The organism is Pseudomonas mosselii (assembly GCF_005796105.1).
Lineage (GTDB): Bacteria > Pseudomonadota > Gammaproteobacteria > Pseudomonadales > Pseudomonadaceae > Aquipseudomonas > Aquipseudomonas mosselii_C.
Genome location: NZ_VAUO01000002.1, coordinates 522,544 through 539,209 on the forward strand (window position 1 = coordinate 522,544; position 16,666 = coordinate 539,209).

15 protein-coding genes are annotated in these 16,666 nt (G+C 63.7%); 3 read left to right on the top strand and 12 right to left on the bottom strand.

Annotated elements, in window-relative coordinates; all coding sequences use genetic code 11:
* Positions 1-15 precede the first annotated feature (15 nt).
* Together FEM01_RS07355 and FEM01_RS07360 are read left to right on the top strand one after the other, a co-directional pair.
* Positions 16-1,158 carry a merozoite surface protein 3b gene (locus FEM01_RS07355; protein ID WP_138218773.1) on the top strand — a complete coding sequence of 381 codons (1,143 nt, stop codon included), beginning with the start codon at positions 16-18 and terminating at the stop codon, positions 1,156-1,158.
* Entirely contained in the window at positions 1,155-2,156 is a 1,002-nt protein-coding gene (locus FEM01_RS07360) for a DUF6384 family protein (protein WP_138218774.1), read from the top strand. The genes FEM01_RS07355 and FEM01_RS07360 overlap by 4 nt, the downstream gene beginning before the upstream one ends.
* 66 nt (positions 2,157-2,222) lie before the next feature.
* Here FEM01_RS07360 and FEM01_RS07365 read toward each other — a convergent pair whose 3' ends face one another.
* From FEM01_RS07365 to zwf, 3 genes are read right to left on the bottom strand one after another with little or no spacing between them, the layout of a single operon-like run.
* Positions 2,223-2,897: a bifunctional 4-hydroxy-2-oxoglutarate aldolase/2-dehydro-3-deoxy-phosphogluconate aldolase gene (locus FEM01_RS07365; RefSeq protein WP_138218775.1), complete on the bottom strand. Its 675-nt coding sequence runs from the start codon at positions 2,895-2,897 to the stop codon at positions 2,223-2,225.
* A 17-nt stretch (positions 2,898-2,914) separates the two neighbouring features.
* A complete protein-coding gene (gene pgl, locus FEM01_RS07370) occupies positions 2,915-3,628 on the bottom strand; it encodes a 6-phosphogluconolactonase (protein ID WP_138218776.1) in 714 nt (237 codons plus the stop codon).
* A complete protein-coding gene (gene zwf, locus FEM01_RS07375) occupies positions 3,615-5,084 on the bottom strand; it encodes a glucose-6-phosphate dehydrogenase (protein ID WP_138218777.1) in 1,470 nt (489 codons plus the stop codon). Before zwf ends, pgl begins: the two co-directional genes overlap by 14 nt.
* Before the next feature lie 224 nt (positions 5,085-5,308).
* Between zwf and hexR the strand changes: the two genes are divergently transcribed.
* A complete protein-coding gene (hexR, locus tag FEM01_RS07380) occupies positions 5,309-6,172 on the top strand; it encodes a DNA-binding transcriptional regulator HexR (protein WP_171030927.1) in 864 nt (287 codons plus the stop codon).
* On the opposite strand, the gene FEM01_RS07385 is transcribed toward hexR, so the two are convergent.
* The 9 genes from FEM01_RS07385 to FEM01_RS07425 form a co-directional block, all read right to left on the bottom strand.
* On the bottom strand, positions 6,165-7,019 hold the full coding sequence (locus FEM01_RS07385; RefSeq protein WP_138218779.1) for a D-hexose-6-phosphate mutarotase: 855 nt from the start codon (positions 7,017-7,019) through the stop codon (positions 6,165-6,167). The genes hexR and FEM01_RS07385 overlap by 8 nt on opposite strands.
* Before the next feature lie 118 nt (positions 7,020-7,137).
* The gene (locus FEM01_RS07390; protein ID WP_138218780.1) at positions 7,138-8,481 is read right to left on the bottom strand and encodes a carbohydrate porin; all 1,344 of its coding nucleotides are present in this window, start codon (positions 8,479-8,481) and stop codon (positions 7,138-7,140) included.
* Between the two features lie 183 nt (positions 8,482-8,664).
* Positions 8,665-9,813: an ABC transporter ATP-binding protein gene (locus tag FEM01_RS07395; RefSeq protein ID WP_138218781.1), complete on the bottom strand. Its 1,149-nt coding sequence runs from the start codon at positions 9,811-9,813 to the stop codon at positions 8,665-8,667.
* Positions 9,814-9,816: 3 nt separating this feature from the next.
* Entirely contained in the window at positions 9,817-10,662 is an 846-nt protein-coding gene (locus tag FEM01_RS07400) for a carbohydrate ABC transporter permease (protein ID WP_138218782.1), read from the bottom strand.
* A complete protein-coding gene (locus tag FEM01_RS07405) occupies positions 10,655-11,563 on the bottom strand; it encodes a carbohydrate ABC transporter permease (protein ID WP_138218783.1) in 909 nt (302 codons plus the stop codon). Before FEM01_RS07405 ends, FEM01_RS07400 begins: the two co-directional genes overlap by 8 nt.
* Before the next feature lie 58 nt (positions 11,564-11,621).
* Positions 11,622-12,908, bottom strand: coding sequence for an ABC transporter substrate-binding protein (locus FEM01_RS07410; RefSeq protein WP_138218784.1), 1,287 nt, complete (start codon positions 12,906-12,908; stop codon positions 11,622-11,624).
* Between the two features lie 117 nt (positions 12,909-13,025).
* Positions 13,026-14,243 carry an AGE family epimerase/isomerase gene (locus tag FEM01_RS07415; RefSeq protein ID WP_138218785.1) on the bottom strand — a complete coding sequence of 406 codons (1,218 nt, stop codon included), beginning with the start codon at positions 14,241-14,243 and terminating at the stop codon, positions 13,026-13,028.
* A gap of 227 nt (positions 14,244-14,470) precedes the next feature.
* Positions 14,471-15,925, bottom strand: a complete 1,455-nt coding sequence (locus FEM01_RS07420) for an ATP-binding protein (RefSeq protein ID WP_138218786.1) — start codon at positions 15,923-15,925, stop codon at positions 14,471-14,473.
* The gene (locus tag FEM01_RS07425; protein WP_138218787.1) at positions 15,909-16,631 is read right to left on the bottom strand and encodes a response regulator; all 723 of its coding nucleotides are present in this window, start codon (positions 16,629-16,631) and stop codon (positions 15,909-15,911) included. The genes FEM01_RS07420 and FEM01_RS07425 overlap by 17 nt, the downstream gene beginning before the upstream one ends.
* Between the last annotated feature and the right edge of the window lie 35 nt (positions 16,632-16,666).

Sequence of the window (16,666 nt, forward strand, 5' to 3'; positions counted from 1 at the left end):
CATGCAAGGACTCCCATGAGCCAATACCTCGAACGCGCCCTCGAAGGCCTGCGCAAACTCGGCATCTCCTTCGGCCAACCGGCCCAGCCGGCACCGGTACTGATGCTGCTGGACAAGGTCGCGCACTACGATAACCGGCGCATCACCGGTATTGCCGCCGTGCTACAACAGGCAAGCCTGTTCAACCAGACCGTGCGCGAGCAGATCGCCGGCATGGACATCTCCGACCGCTACATGAACATCACCGATCGGTTCACCTCGATCCGCGAGGATGCCGCCGCCATGGCGACATGGATGGACGACGGTCGCCTGGACACGCTCGAACGCCTGAAACTGGCCTGGATGCACATGATGCGCGGCTCCATCCCAAGCCGCTTCGAAGATATCCGCAAGCACTACCTGGAGGTGTGCGCAGCCGCCAGTGACCAAATCAGCCGCGAGAGCCTGATCCTCGAGTCGTACATGGACTTCCGCCTGGCCATGAAGACCGCCGAAGTGGATGCCCAGCAAGTGCTGAGCCTGGCCGGCCAGACCCTGCAACAACGCACCCAGGCTCTGGATGCCGCCAATGCCAGCGTCGCGGCTGCCGGGCACGAAGAGCCGGCACGCCTGGCTGCGTTGGAGTTGAGCCGCGATGAGGCCGTGCGTGCACTGCAGAACGAAGACAAGAGCTACCAGATCGTCAAGGATATCGCCGACGACCTGCGGGTCGGCTACAACACTGCGGAAATGGTCTTCGCACGCATCAGCCAGGTGCACGTGGTCAAGGAGCGCCAGTACCAGCGCATGGTGTCGTTCTTCGCCACCAACGAAGTCGTGCTCACCAGCCTGGCGGTATCGTTCACCGCCAATCAAGGCATGGCCGAAGCCACCCACACGCTCAACGCAACAACCGCAGGCATCAACAAGGGCCTCGAAGCGCTCGGCGAGCTGGGCAACAAGCAGCTCGGTGCTGCGATGAAAGCCAGCTACGGCTCGACCCTTCGCGTCGAATCGGTACGCGCCCTGGCCCAGGCTACCCTGGACTTCCAGAGCGACATGAAAGGCCTGACTGCCACTTACCGCGCCGAGTCGACCAAGGCGGCCCAGGAAATTTCCGACGCGGTGGAAGAGGCCAAACGCGCGTTCTCCGCATTGCTGACCAAAGCCGCACAATGAGACCAGGCTCGCTCAGCGAACAGATGGGGGCAATCGCCATCGTCGACGCGTTGCGCCTGCAACAACGTCAGTTGCAGGAACATCTGGACCTGCCGCAGCGCCGTGCCGAGGTCGCCGCGCGCATCCGCGACCACTACCGCCACCAAGGTACGACCTGCGACGATGCGTTGATCGACCAGGGGGTGCGCGCGTTCTTCGCCCGCCGCCTGGTCTTCGAGGCCCCTGCCCTGCCCTGGTGGCAGCGCTGGCTGGCAGACGTATGCTTCCATCGCGCCATTCTGCCTTACCTGCTGGTACTGGTCCTGCTGTGCGGGGGCGGCCTGCTCGCGAAGTACCTGGACACGCCCCGTGCACCCTCTGTTCCGAGCAACGCTGGGCACCTGGCGGCAACGCCGCCAGCAGCGCCCCAGGCCCCAGCCGAGCAGTACGCCCGCCTGGAACAGTACCGGCAGTTAATCGGCAAGCTCGAGGCCATGCCGCTGCCGGAGGACGTGCGCGCCAAGCTGCTGCCGTGGGCTCACACCCTAGGCAACGTGGTGAGTGAACATGCTCCGGCCAAGGCCGATGAGGCGCTGCATGAGCTACAGGTGTATAGCGACTACACCGCCTCGGCGCTACACCTGGAAGTCCCCGGCGCCGACCAGATGTCTGGCTACGAGCGCTGCACCCAGGCCGCGTGCCAGGCCGGTACGGAAGACGGCAAGGCGTGGTTCCTGACATTCCAGGCACGCAATGCACAAGGACAACGGGTGACGATGCCGATGGTCGATCCCGCCACCGGCAAAATAGCCCTTGCCGAGGTATACGGCGTACAGGTCAGCCGTGCCGAGTACCTCAAGGCACAGCAGGCCAAGCAGGCCAGCGGCCAGATCGACAACCCGGCGATCGGCAGCAAGCAGGCCTACAGCCTCAAGCGCGTGTTCGACAAACGCGTCCAGCGTGGCGGTCGCTTCGACAACCCAGCCGAAGCCAGCCAGTACATCACCGCCAGCTTCTGATCCGGCGCACAAAAAAAGGGCGCTGACCAAGCGCCCTAATAACCGTGCAGCACACAACGAAATCTGTCAGTCCAGCAGTGCCATCGCCTCGGCGCTGCACGCCTCGATGCGCGCCCAGTCACCGTTCTTGATCCAGCTGCTGTCGAGCATCCAGGTGCCGCCGACACACATCACGTTGGGCAGCGCCATGTAGTTGCGCACGTTGGCCGGATTCACACCGCCCGTTGGGCAGAAGCGAATGTCACCGAACGGGCCGGCGAAGGCCTTGATCGCCGCCACCCCACCGCTAATCTCGGCCGGAAACAGCTTGAAGCGCCGGTAGCCTAGGGCGTAGCCCTGCATGATTTCCGACGGTGTGCTGATGCCAGGCAGCAGCGGAATATCGCTTTGTACGCCCGCTTCAAGAATGTCCTGGGTGATGCCTGGCGTGACGACGAACTGCGCACCTGCGGCTTCGACCGCGGCGAACATGCTGCGGTCGAGCACGGTGCCGGCACCAACGCACAACTCCGGGCGCTGCGCGCGCAGCACTTCGATGGCCTTCAGGCCATGCTTGGAGCGCAACGTCACCTCCAGGGTGCGGATGCCACCGCTGGCCAGCGCGTCGGCCAGCGGCAGAATGTCTTCCTCACGGGCGATGGTGATCACCGGCAAGATGCGCGCCGCGCCGCAGATCGCATCGATCCGGTCGGCTTTCTCGGCCATCGAGAGCAAAGGCTGTGGGCGTTCGAGGGTGGTCATGACTGAGGATCCTTGGCTCATGGGCACCAGTAGATGTCCAGGGGGTCGTGAAGAAAAGCGCGAATCGGCATTTCGGTGGGGTCTTCGGCCGCCAGCGCGGCGCGCAGCGTAGCGAGTTTGCCCGCGCCTTGCACGGACAGGGCGATAAAGCCTGCGCTTGCCAGCAATGCACGGGTCATGCTCAGGCGCTGGTGCGGCACCGCTGGCGCCAGCATCGCCAGGCAGCGGCGCTCGCTGACCTTGGCCAGCCCCTGGCGCAGATTGGGACTGGCCGGGAACAGCGAAGCGGTGTGACCGTCGTCGCCCATGCCCAGCACCAGCACATCGATCGGCGGCAGCTCGCCCAGGAGCTGATCGGCCAGCTCGGCAGCGGCTTCCAGGGTCGGAGAGGGTTGGTAGAGGCCGATGAAACGCGCCTTGGCTGCCGCGCCGTGCAACAGGTGTCGGGCGATCAGGCCGGCGTTGCTGGCCTCGTGCTCGACCGGCACCCAGCGCTCGTCGGCCAGGCTCACGGTGACCTTCGACCAGTCCAGCACCTGCCGGGCAAGCTGTTCGAGGAACGGCACCGGGCTACGCCCGCCGGACAGCACTACGCAGGCCTGGCCCTTGCTGGCGATAGCCTGACGCAGGCGCTCGGCCACCTCCTCGGCGAGGGCCTTGGCCAGTGCGTTGGCATCGGCCAGCGCGTGGGTGTGCACGCTCGCTGGCAGTTGCAGTTCAGATATCGCCATACCAGGACCTCCCATCTCGTGTAATCAGTGCAATCGAACTCATCGGCCCCCACGACCCCGCCGCGTAAGGCTTGGGCGCGTCGCCGCTGTTCTTCCAGCCGGCGATCAGCTGGTCGCACCATGTCCAGGCGTATTCGATTTCATCCTTGCGCACGAACAGGTTCTGGTTGCCACGCATCACTTCTAGCAACAAGCGCTCATAGGCATCCGGGATGCGCGCGCTGCGCCAGGCGTCGGAGAAATTCAGTTGCAGGGGGCCGCTGCGTAGCTGCATGCCCTTGTCCAGACCCTGTTCCTTGGTCATCACGCGTAGCGAAATACCTTCGTCCGGCTGTAGGCGGATGATCAGCTTGTTGCCGATCTGCAAGCGCTGTTCCGGCGCAAAGATGTAGTGCGGCGTTTCCTTGAAATGGATGACGATCTGCGACAGCTTGTGCGGCATGCGCTTGCCGGTGCGCAGGTAGAACGGCACCCCCGACCAGCGCCAATTGCGAATGTCGGCGCGCAGGGCGACGAAGGTTTCGGTGTCGCTCTGCGCGTTGGCGTTGTCTTCTTCCAGATAACCCGGTACCGGCTTGCCCTCGCTGTAGCCGGCGATGTACTGGCCGCGCACCACGCGGGTGCTCAGGCCCTCGCCGGTGATCGGTGCCAGGGCCTTGAGCACCTTGACCTTCTCATCGCGGATGCTGTCGGCGGACAAGTCGCTGGGCGGGTCCATGGCGATCAGGCAAAGCAGTTGCAGCAGGTGGTTCTGGATCATGTCGCGCAGTTGCCCGGCCTTGTCGAAGTAACCCCAGCGGCCTTCGATACCGACTTGCTCGGCCACGGTGATTTCCACGTGGGAGATAGAGTTCTGGTTCCACTGGGTTTCGAACAGGCTGTTGGCAAAGCGCAGGGCGATCAGGTTCTGCACCGTCTCTTTGCCCAGGTAGTGGTCGATGCGATAGACCCGGTTTTCCGGAAAGAACCGCGCCACGGCGTCGTTGACCCGGCGTGAGGACTCCAGGTCATGGCCGATGGGTTTTTCAAGCACCACGCGGGTGCGCGGCGCCAGGCCGGCCTTGTCGAGGTTCTCGCAGATCGCACCGTACACCGCCGCCGCCGTGGCGAAGTAGGCGATCAGCGGCAGCTCTGGCGCGGCCTGCTCAGCCAGGGCCTGGTAACCCTCGGGCTGGACGAAGTCCAGGTGCAGGTAGCCAAGGCGGGCGAAGAAGCGGCGCAGCGTCAGTGGATCGATATCGCTCTCAGGGACGTGGCGGCGCAAGTGCGCCTCGATGGCCTCCAGGTGCTGCTCGGCGCTGCCCGCTTCGCGTGCCAGGGCCAGCAGGCGGGTGTCCGGGTGCAACAAATTGGCGCGGTCGAGCTGGTAGAGCGCCGGAAACAGCTTGCGCAATGCCAGGTCGCCAAGGGCGCCAAACAGGGCAAAGGTGCAAGGTTCAACACTGATCGCGGCCATAAATGTTGGTTCTTTTATAAAGTTAAGCTAGGAATACCGGTTTCAGCCCTGTTTTTCAAGGGCCAATGTAGTAAAAACAACAACATCATGTACAAGCCTTACAGACAAGTGGTGCGGTAATCTCAGCGACAGTACGATAGACAACTTTGCAAAAAGCCTGCTGTTTCGCCAGCCGGCTGTCTGCCAGCACCGACTCAACGACCCAAGGACACCCCATGGACCGCGTGCGAAACCTCCTCGAACAAATCCAGGGCCGCCTGGACGAGCTGAACAAGGCCGAGCGCAAGGTCGCCGAAGTCATCCTGCTCAACCCGCAACAAGCCACTCGTTTCAGCATCGCCGCCCTGGCTCAGGCAGCCAAGGTCAGCGAGCCCACGGTCAACCGCTTCTGCCGCTCGTTCGGCGTCAGCGGCTATCCCGAACTCAAGCTGCAACTGGCGCAAAGCCTGGCCAGCGGCGCGGCCTACGTGAGCCGTGCGGTGGAGGCCGACGATGATCCAGCCGCCTACACCCAGAAGATCTTCGGCAGTGCCATCGCCTCGCTGGACAGCGCCTGCCAGCAGCTTGATCCACAGCAGGTCAGCCGCGCCGTAGACATGATGATCCAGGCCCGGCAGATCCACTTCTTCGGCCTGGGAGCCTCAGCACCCGTGGCCCTCGATGCCCAGCACAAGTTCTTTCGCTTCAACCTGGCCGTGTCGGCCCACGCCGATGTGCTGATGCAGCGCATGCTGGCCTCGGTAGCCCACACTGGCGACCTGTTCGTGATCATTTCCTACACCGGGCGCACGCGCGAGCTGGTGGAAGTCGCACGCCTGGCCCGGGACAACGGCGCCTCGGTACTCGGCCTGACCGCAGCCGGCTCGCCGCTGGCCCAGGCTTGCAGCCTGAGCCTGCACATCCCGCTGCCCGAGGACACCGACATCTACATGCCGATGACCTCGCGGATCATCCAGCTAACCGTGCTCGACGTGCTGGCCACCGGCATGACCCTGCGCCGTGGCGTGGACTTCCAGCCGCACCTGCGCAAGATCAAGGAAAGCCTCAACGCCAGCCGCTACCCCATCGAGGACGACGACCTCAACTGAGCCGGTGCGCCTGCAAACGCAGGTGCGCCCGCTCCCCCGGCGCCAGGCTCAGCCCGGCATCGCTGCCGCTGGCCGCCTCGACGCAGACGAAACCCTGGCACTCGCGCCCGCTCACGCCCATCAGCGGCCGCCTGCCAGGGTGCCAGACCACGGTGTCGTCGCTGTCGCCGGTATCGATGCACAGCTCGCGCTGCCAGGCAGGATCCTGCAGTTGTACGCGGGGCGTACCCGGAAAGACTTTCTGACAACCGCCACGCAACTTGAGCGCCCCATCTTCACGGCAGGCCTGGCGATTCAGACGGTCGTAGCCCTCGATATCTTCAAGCCCAGACAGCGCTACCTTCGATACGTCACTGATGCGCCAGTAGGCCAGCAGCGCATGGCTCAGTTGGCACGGTTCGCTGTCCTGGTGTTCGGTACTCAAGCTCAGCTCCATGCTCGCGCCTAGGCGCGCGTGCAAGTCTACCTGCCAGTCGCACAGGTCCAGGCGCCACTTGAGTGTCACGCCCTGCTCGTCTTCAAGGCTGTCGACCAGTTTCCAGTCCAACAGGCGCGCCCAGCCGTGGGCCGGCCACAGGTCTTCGCTGGGATGGCGTCCATACCAGGGCCAGCACACCGGCACTCCACCACGGATCGCGCCCACCTGCGGCCACTGTTCGGCGCACCACAGCCAGGGCTTCTCGCCGGCCGGCTGAAAATGCAGCAGTTGCGCGCCCTGGCGGCTGAACACCGCCTGGCAACGTGGGTGATCGATGATCAGGACATCACGCTGCTGGTAACGCTCCCACTCGAAGGTCGGCCGTGGCCGTTGCGTCGTGAAGAAGCGGTGTAGCGGATGTTCAGGCATGGTTCCAGGCTCTTTGTTGTTCGAGATAGCGCTGTCTCGCCCCTTGCCCGCTAACCACTGCAGACCAGTGGTTAGCGGAGGGCCGAAAATGGATGGCGTAAATTTACAACAATTGTTCTCAGAATGACGACTGAATCTTCAAGCCCGCGACCAGCGCGTTGTCGACTTGATCCACCGCCCCTGGGCTCTTGATGTATTGCAGGTTCGGTCGTACGGTCAGCCAATTGGTGACATGGAAGCCGTAATAAAGCTCGGCGTTGTATTCGGTACGTTGCAGCGGGACGAAACCTGGGTTGTCGTAGTCATTGATGCCACTGGCGGCATTGAGCAGTTCGGCACGCTTTTTCACATCGTCATTGACATGGATACGCGCGATGCCGAAACCGATGTCGTCCTTGGGCCGTGCATCGAAGGCGCCTTTGTACACCAGGCCTACCTGCTGGTAGTTGTCGACCACGTTGGTGGCTTTGTCGTGCACGGTAAAATTGGCGAACACGCTCAAGCCACGGCTAGCGTCGCTGGCATGCGCGGTCACCTGCTGCTGGGCCACGACCCACCAGCCATGCTTGCTCGAGTGCGACTTGAAGTCAGCCCCGGTGAGCGCTTGCGGGTTGCCATTGACGTCGTCATACACATCGTCGGCCTTGGCGGTGCTGTAGTAGTAGCCCAGCCGGTACTCGCCCGGCAGACCATTGACCTTGGGCGACCAGACCATCTCCACCGGCAGGATCGCGCCCTTGGTACCGCTGCCGCTGAGCTTGAAGCCATTGCCGGTTTCCAGGTTGGAGGGGTTCTGCTCGTAGGCGCCCACCTGCACGAAGAAGTCCGGGCTGAGGTTGTACTTGACCCGCAGCGCCCACTGACTGACCGGCCAGTTGTACCAGATGCCACCGACCCAGTTGCCGACCTGGGAGCCGCAGAACGCCAGGTTCTGGAAGTCGCAGGGGAAGCTGTTGAAGTCCTCGCCCTCGCCGAAGCGCCCAACCTTCACGTCCAGTGCGCCGTCGAAGTACTTCTGCTTGATCCACATCTGGGTAAGGCGCCAAGTCTGGCCACGCCCCCACACTTCCTGCACCGAGCTGAACTGTCCGGCACGCGGGTCGCTGATGCGGTCGTTGGACAGGTTGCGCCCGCTGCGCTCGGTGATCGCCAGCTTGAACTCGGTATCCTTCCAGCCGAAGATCTTCTCAAGGTCCAGGTGCGCGCCCAGGGCGAACTGATCGCTGTAGCGAGCCGTCTTGTCGTCGTTGTAGCCCCCATGCAGGTTGCCGGCCACTTCGCCGACGTAGTCGAGGGTAAAGTCGTAGCCCTTCTCCAGCAGCTCGGTGCGGGTGCCGCCCCAGTCGCCGGTCATCCATTTCGAGTCCGACGAAAAAGCCTCGGCAGCTTGAACGCCGCTGCTGCCCACAGCGGCCAACAAGGCCAGCGAGCCCAACGTTCTGATGCGATTGCGCTGTTCCATTCCTTTGCATCCTCTTTTCTTGTTATTGACAGAACGGTTTGACGGCGGCCGTCTGTAGGAACGGCCTTGTGCCGCGAAGGGCTGCGAAGCGGCCCCGGGGTATTGGCAGCTTTCAGCATTGTTAGGGCCGCTTCGCAGCCCGTTCGCGGCGCAAGGCCGCTCCTACACAGAGACCGCGCGGGTTTAACGGCCTTTGAAGCGGGCCACGTTGTCCTTCACGGTGGTGGCAGCTTGATCAAGGCGCTCGCCGCTGGCGGCGTCGAATAGCAGCACTCGCGCCGGATCGAACTGTAGGTTGAGGCTGTCGCCGACCCGGCACGCCACATCCGGCGCCAGGCGGCAGCAGACCTTGGTCTGGTTGAGCGTGACGAACACCAGCAGATCGGGGCCGGTGGGCTCGGTGACTTGCACCTCGGCACGAATGCCCGGCAGGCCATTGCCCTCGGCGGCGCCAAGGCTGATCTGCTCCGGGCGAATGCCCAGGATGATCTCGCGCCCCTCCAGTGCATCGCTGGCCGCCCCCAACGGCAGCTCGCAGCGGGCCTGGCCACTGTCGAGCAAGGCCAGCATGCGTCCGTCCTGGCGCGCCAGGCGTACCGGGATGAAGTTCATCGGTGGCGAGCCGATGAAACTTGCGACGAACAAGTTGGCCGGATCGTTGTAAATCTGCTGCGGGGTGCCGAACTGCTGGATGATGCCGTCCTTCATTACGGCCACCTTGTCGCCCAGGGTCATGGCCTCAATCTGGTCGTGGGTGACGTACACCGTGGTGGTCTTCAGGCGCTGGTGCATCAACTTGATCTCGGTGCGCATCTCCACCCGCAGCTTGGCGTCCAGGTTCGACAACGGCTCATCGAACAGATAGATCTTCGGCCGGCGTGCCAGCGCCCGGCCCATGGCCACGCGCTGCTGTTGGCCGCCCGACAGTTGCCCCGGCTTGCGCCCCAGCAGGTGCTCGATCTGCAACAGCTTGGCCACCCGCGCCACTTCTTCATCGATGGCCGCCTGGGGCAGCTTGCGGATCTTCAAGCCGAAGGCGATGTTGTCACGCACATTCATAGTCGGGTACAGCGCGTAGGACTGGAACACCATGGCGATGTCGCGATCCTTCGGGCTCATGCCGCTGACGTCCTGATCATCGATGAGGATCGCGCCGCCACTGATGCTCTCAAGACCGGCGATGCAGTTCATCAGCGTGGACTTGCCGCACCCAGAGGGGCCTACCAGGATCAGGAACTCGCCATCCTTAATCGCCAGCTGAATATCCTTTAGCGTGTCAGGCAGGCCAGTGCCATAGGTCTTGTGCACATTGCGTAGTTCGAGTGTTGCCATGACTTACCCCTTGACCGCGCCGGCGGTCAGCCCGCGCACGAAATACTTGCCCGCAATCACATAGACCAGCAGCGTCGGCAGCCCGGCGATCATCGCTGCGGCCATGTCGACGTTGTATTCCTTGGCCCCGGTGCTGGTGTTGACCAGGTTGTTCAGGGCCACGGTGATCGGTTGCGAGTCGCCGCTGGAAAACACCACCCCGAACAGGAAGTCGTTCCAGATCTGGGTGAACTGCCAGATCAGGCAGACCATGATGATCGGCGTGGACATCGGCAGGATGATCCGCCCGAAGATGGTGAAGAAGCCGGCGCCATCCAGCCGCGCCGCCTTGACCAACGCATCGGGAATGCTCACGTAGTAGTTGCGAAAGAACAGCGTGGTGAAGGCCAGCCCATACACCACATGGACCAACACCAGGCCGCTGGTAGTGCTGGCCAGGCCCAGCTTGCCGAGGGTGAACGAAGCCGGCAGCAGCACGGTCTGGAACGGCAGGAAGCAGCCGAACAACAACAGTCCGAAGAACAGCTGCGAGCCGCGAAAACGCCACATCGACAGCACATAGCCGTTCAGCGCACCGATGGCGGTACTGATCAGCACCGCCGGCACGGTGATCAGCACCGAGTTGACGAAATAGCCATTGACCGTGGCCCAGGCTTTGCTCCAGCCAAGGGTGGTGAACGTGGTCGGCCAGCTCAGCAGGTTACCGGTACCGATGTCTTCAGGGGTCTTGAAGCTGGTCAGCAGCATCACCACCAGTGGCACCAGGTACAGCAACACCGCCAGCAGCAGCACGGCATGGATGGCGATGCGGCTGAGATTCAGCGCAGGTTTGTCAGTCACGCTAGTCATGGCGCTTGCCCCGCAGTTCGGAGTACAGGTAGGGGACCAGGATCGCCAGGATCGCGCCAAGCATCAGGATCGCGCTGGCCGAGCCCATGCCCATCTGCCCGCGGCTGAAGGTGAAGGCGTACATGAACATCGCCGGCAAGTCGGAGGAATAGCCCGGGCCGCCAGCGGTCATCGCCGCCACCAGGTCGAAGCTCTTGATGGCGATGTGCGCAAGGATCATCAGCGAACTGAAGAACACCGGGCGCAGGCTGGGCAGTACCACCGTCCAGTAGATGCGTGGCAGGCTGGCGCCGTCGAGTTGGGCGGCGCGAATGATCGACTGATCGACGCCGCGCAGGCCTGCCAGGAACATCGCCATGATGAAGCCCGAGGCTTGCCACACGGCAGCGATCACCAGGCAATAGACAACCCGGTCAGGGTCGATCAGCCAGTCAAGGCGAAAGCCCTCCCACCCCCAGTCGCGCAGCAACTTGTCCAGGCCCATGCCGGGATTGAGCAGCCACTTCCAGGCGGTACCGGTGACGATCATCGACAGCGCCATCGGGTACAGGTAGATCGTGCGGATGAACCCTTCGCGGCGGATACGCTGATCCAGCAGCACCGCCAGCAACACCCCAATGGCCAGACTGACGCCGATGAACAGGCCGCCGAACACCAGCAGGTTCTTGCTCGCCACCCACCAGCGGTCGTTGTCGAATAGCCGCGCATACTGCGCCAGCCCTGCCCATTTATAGGTAGGCAGGAAGGTGGACGTCGTGAAGGAGAGGACGAACGTCCACAGGATATAGCCGTAGAACCCCACCAGTACGATGAACATGCTCGGTGCCAACACCAGCTTGGGTAGCCAGCGCTGGAGCGCGTCCAGGGGGGAGGCCCGCAAAGGGGCGGTCAGTGTGGTCATGCTCGAATACCCGAAGATAGGGCCCCCACATCACCTGCGGGGGCGGGCTCGCCAGTGGCTACTTGGCGGCGTTGATCGCTGCGGCGAGCTTCTTGGCCGCATCCGCTGGATCCGCTTTCGGGTCGTTGATGTAGTTGGTCACCACATCGAAGAACGCGCCCTGTACAGCCAGCGTGGTCGCCATGTTGTGCGCCATGCTCGGCTGCAAGCCACCGGACTTGGCATCCGCCAGGAAGTCCTTGGCAGCGGTCTGGGCGCAGGCGTCGAAGCCGTATTTGCGCATGTCCGCGAGCATGTCGTTACGCACCGGGATCGAGCCCTTGTTGATGCTGAATACCTTCTGGAAGTTCTCACCCAACACCTGCCGGGCGATGTCCTGTTGGCCAGCCGCTGTGCCTTCGTTCTTCTGCTTGAACACCACCAGCGAGTCGATGTTGTAGAGGAATGCTTTTTCGGTGCCAGGGAACGGCACGCACTGGTAGTCGGTGCCAGCAGTCTTCTTGGCCAGGGTCCATTCGCTCTTGGCCCAGTCGCCCATGATCTGCATGCCGGCCTTGCCGTTGATGACCTTGGCCGCTTCGAGGTTCCAGTCCTGGCCCTTGCCGTCCGGGTCCATGTAGGTGGCGACCTTTTTCAGCTCGGTGAGCGACTTGACCATGCCAGGGCCGGTGAGGGCCTGCGGGTCGAGATCGACCAGGGCCTTCTTGTAGCCCTCAGCCCCCATCACCGACAGCACCACGCTTTCGAACACCGTACTGTCCTGCCACGGCTGCCCGCCATGGGCCAGCGGGATGAAGCCTGCGGCCTTGAGCTTGTCGGCGGCGGCGTAGAACTCATCGAGGGTGGTCGGCGCCTTGGCGATACCGGCCTTCTGGAACACCTGCGGGTTGATCCACAGCCAGTTGATGCGGTGAATGTTCACCGGCACTGCCACGTAGTCGCCGTCGTACTTGACGGTATCGGCGACTTTCTTGTCCAGCAGACTGTCCCACTTCTCCTGCTCGGCGACTGGTTTGAGCACCTCGCTGTCGAGCAGGCCGGTGGCCGCCCAGTCCTGGATGTCCGGGCCCTTGATCTGCGCGACGCCTGGCGGGTTACCGGCCACGGCGCGGCTTTTGAGGACGGTCATGGCGGTGGCACCGCCGCCACCGGCCACAGCACCGTCTTTCCAGGTGAAGCCGTCCTTTTCGACTTGGGCCTTGAGCACCTCGACCGCAGCCTTTTCGCCACCGGAGGTCCACCAATGGACCACTTCCACGCTGCCTTTGGAATCGGCGGCATGGGCGCTGAGGGAACACATGGATGCGAGAGAAATCGCGGCGGCGAGACGAAGCGTCGAATACATGGGAAATACCTTTCTTGTTGTTATGCGTGGCAAGACTGTCGCTTGCATTGCAATGGAGTGTAAGTAAGCCGCGCAGCCGATCAGGTAACGAACGGATGCGCGAATGTCATCACTTGGTTACATAACCAACGCGCAGGCGAAGCTCGGGGCCAGCGGCAAGCGAGGTGCCAGTACCGCTTGCAAGGCGTGGTAGAGGTCTGGCTTACCGCCCCAGATGCGCGCACTGGGGCAGTTGTCAGGGTCAAGTTCGTGGTGCCAACTGCCGCCTGCATGATCGATCAGGTGCTCGGCGATGAAATCCCAGAAGCCGCGATACCACCGCTCGTACTGCGCTTCGCCGGTGCGCTGCAACAACGCCGCGGCGCTGGCGCAGGCCTCGGCATGAACCCAGTGCAGGCGTTCGCGCACCACCGGACGATTGTGCCAGTCGAGGGTGTAGACCAACCCTGGAGCACCATCGACCTGCCAGGCGTGGCGGCAGGCACTGTCGAACAGGCCGCGGGCAGCGACCAACAGCTCGCCAGGCGCGCCCAGGCCGGCGCGTTGCAGCGCAGCCTCCAGGTGCAACAGCAGACGCGCCCACTCGAAGGCGTGGCCAGGCGTGGTGCCGTAGGGGCGAAACCCGTCCGCGCGTTGGTCGTGGTTGTACTCCGGCAGGGCTTGCCAATGCGCATTGAAATGCTCGGTCACGCGGTAGCCATCAGCGGCTGCCTGAGCCAGGATCAGCCGCTGCACGATACGCAGCGAGCGCTCCAGCCAGCGCGTATCGCCGGTGACATCGGCCAGGGCGAGAAAGGCCTCGACACCGTGCATGTTGCTGTTCGCGCCCCGGTAAGCCTCGCAGGTGTGCCAGTCACGACTGAAGGCCTCGCGCAAGGCGCCCTCCTCTTCGCTCCAGAAGCGCCTGTCGATGACTTCGATGGCATCGCGCAGCAGCGCCCGCGCCTCGTCCACCCCGGCGACCACCGCCGAGCTGGCCGCCAGGGCGACGAAGGCGTGCAGATAGGCCGTCTTGGCGTCCTCGCCGCGCCCGCCGGGTCGGGCGTACCAGCCTGCATGCTGGGCATCGTGCAGCGGGCCTTGCAGGGCGGCCACACCATGCTCGACCAGGTCCTTGCACCCGGGGATGCCGTGCAGGTGGGCCAGGGCGAAGCTGTGGGTCATGCGCGCCGTGTTCAGGGTCTCGGCACTGGCGCCACGCGGCAGGCGGCCCTCGTAATCGAGGTTGCCAAAGCCTTCGGGCAAGCGCGCAGAACGGGCGAAAGCCAGCAAGCGCAGGGCTTCTTGGGTGAGCCAGGCGTGATGCGTGGGAGAGTCGAGCCAACGGTGGGTCATGGGGCGTGGGCGTCCTTGTTGTTGTCAGCCGAGTCTAGCCAGCCGTCGTGGGCTGGATGTCACGAAGGCTGGCAGGATTGTCACCAAGCCGTGACATGAATCCCTGTAGGAGCGGCCTTGTGCCGCGAAAGGGCTGCGTAGCAGCCCCGACGGTATGTGCCGTGGCTGAAATCCTGGGGCCGCTTTGCGACCCGTTCGCGACACAAGGCCGCTCCTACAGGCGTCGCTTATTCCACTGAGCGCGGCAGGTACAGGGTCACCCGCAAGCCCCCTTCACGCAGGTTGAGCAAACTCACCTCGCCGCCGTGGCTGTGCGCGATGTTACGCGCGATACCGAGCCCCAACCCGTAGCCCTGCTGTTGTCCGGCCAGACGAAAATGCGGCTCGAACACCTGCTCAAGACGCTGTTCCGGCACTCCCGGCCCCTGATCGTCGACCTGCAGCACGAAGCTCTGCGGGCTGTCGATGATGCGCAAGCGCGCGCGTTCACCGTACTTGATGGCGTTATCGATCAAGTTGCCGATGCAGCGGCGCAGGGCTAGCGACTTGCCCGGATACGGCGCCAGCGCCGAGCCCTCGACAGTGATGCGGCCATCCTCCAGGTACGGTTCGGCAAGCATGTGCAGGACCTGGTTGAGGTCGATCGGCTCGATGTTTTCGTGGATGTCGGTGTCCTTCACGCATTGCAGCGCACCCTTGACCAGCAACTCCAACTCGTCGAGGTCGCGGCTGAAACGCGCTTGCAACTGCTCATCCTCCAGCAGCTCGACGCGCAGGCGCAGACGCGTGATCGGCGTGCGCAAGTCGTGGGAAATCGCGCTGAACAGCTGGGCGCGCTCGGTGAGATAGCGGCTGATGCGCTCGCGCATGCTGTTGAAAGCCCGCCCGACATCCTCCACCTCGCTGCCACCGCCCTCGGCCACCGGCGCCACGTTGGCGCCCAGCGACATCTCTCGCGCCGCACGGGCCAGGCGCTTGAGCGGCCGGCTCTGCCAGTGCACCAGCAGGCCGATGAACACCAGCAGCATCGCCGTGGTCAGGGCGATGAAGCCGATTTGCTGGCGTGGCAGGCGCTCGGTCTCCAGGCTGGTGTAGGGCTCGGGCAACAGCGAAGCGATGTACAGCCACTCGCCCTCGCCCAGGCGGATCTGGGTAACCAGTACCGGCGGGTTGAGCGGTTCCAGGGTCAACGAATAATGCGCCCACGAACGCGGCAGTTCGTCGAGCTTCAGGCCGCTATTGAAAATCCTCAGGTCATCGGGCCGCACGAACGCCACATCCACCTCGACCTGTGACCCCAAGCGCTCATGCAGCACCTGCTCGAACACCGCGATCACCGCCTGCTTGCGCGGGGTGACCGGCAACACCGGCATGTCCAGGGGCTTGACGTTGAGCGACACGAAAAACCGCGTGCCGCCCATGCTGCGCAACTGGTCCAGCACCATGGGCCGGTAGGCGACCGGCAGCGAGCGAAAGTAGCTGACGCTGGCGCTCATCGAGTGGGCCAGGCTGCTGGCACTGGCACGTAGGCCCTGCAACTGGCTGGCACGCAGTTGCGCGACCCAGATCAGGCTCGACAGGCCTTGGGCCAACACCACCACCAGCAGGGTGAGCAGCAGCATGCGCCCCAATAGCGAGCGTGGCAGCAGACGCCGGCGCCGCTCGCTAGACCGGGCAGACATGCGCCGCCAACAGGTAGCCGCTGCCACGCACGGTACGGATCAGCCGCGGCGGTTTGTCGGTGTCACGCAGGCGCTGGCGCAGACGGCTGACCGCCATGTCGACGATGCGGTCCAGCGGCATCGGCTCGCGCCCACGGGTGGCGTTGCCGATGGTGTCACGGTCAAGAATCTGCTGAGGGTGGTCGAGGAACAGCTTGAGCAAGGCAAAGTCCGCACCGCTCAGGATCACCTCTTCACCGTCGCGGTGGAACAGTCGGTGGCTGACCGTGTCCAGGCGCCAGTCATCGAAGGCCAGCACGGCACTGGGAGATGCGACCTGGGTAAAATCGGCGCGACGTAGCAACGCCTTGATCCGCGCCTGCAATTCGCGCGGGCTGAAGGGTTTGCCGAGGTAGTCATCGGCGCCCAGTTCAAGGCCGATGATCCGATCCGCTTCATCGGAGCTGGCGGTGAGCATGATGATCGGCACCTGCGCCTGACGCGGATGCTGGCGCACCCATCGGCACAGGCTGAAGCCGTCCTCGTCAGGCAGCATCACATCGAGGATCACCAGGTCGTAAGGTGCTGCTTCCAGAGCACGGCGAAACCCCTGGCCATCGGGTTCGGCGTGCACGTGCAGGCCACAGCGGCTGAGGTAGGTCTGCAAAAGTTCGCGAATATCCTGGTCGTCGTCGACCATCAGGATCGATTTACCGGCAGTGCTCACAATGGTCCTTCCTTTGGTCTGTCGCAGATCTTAAT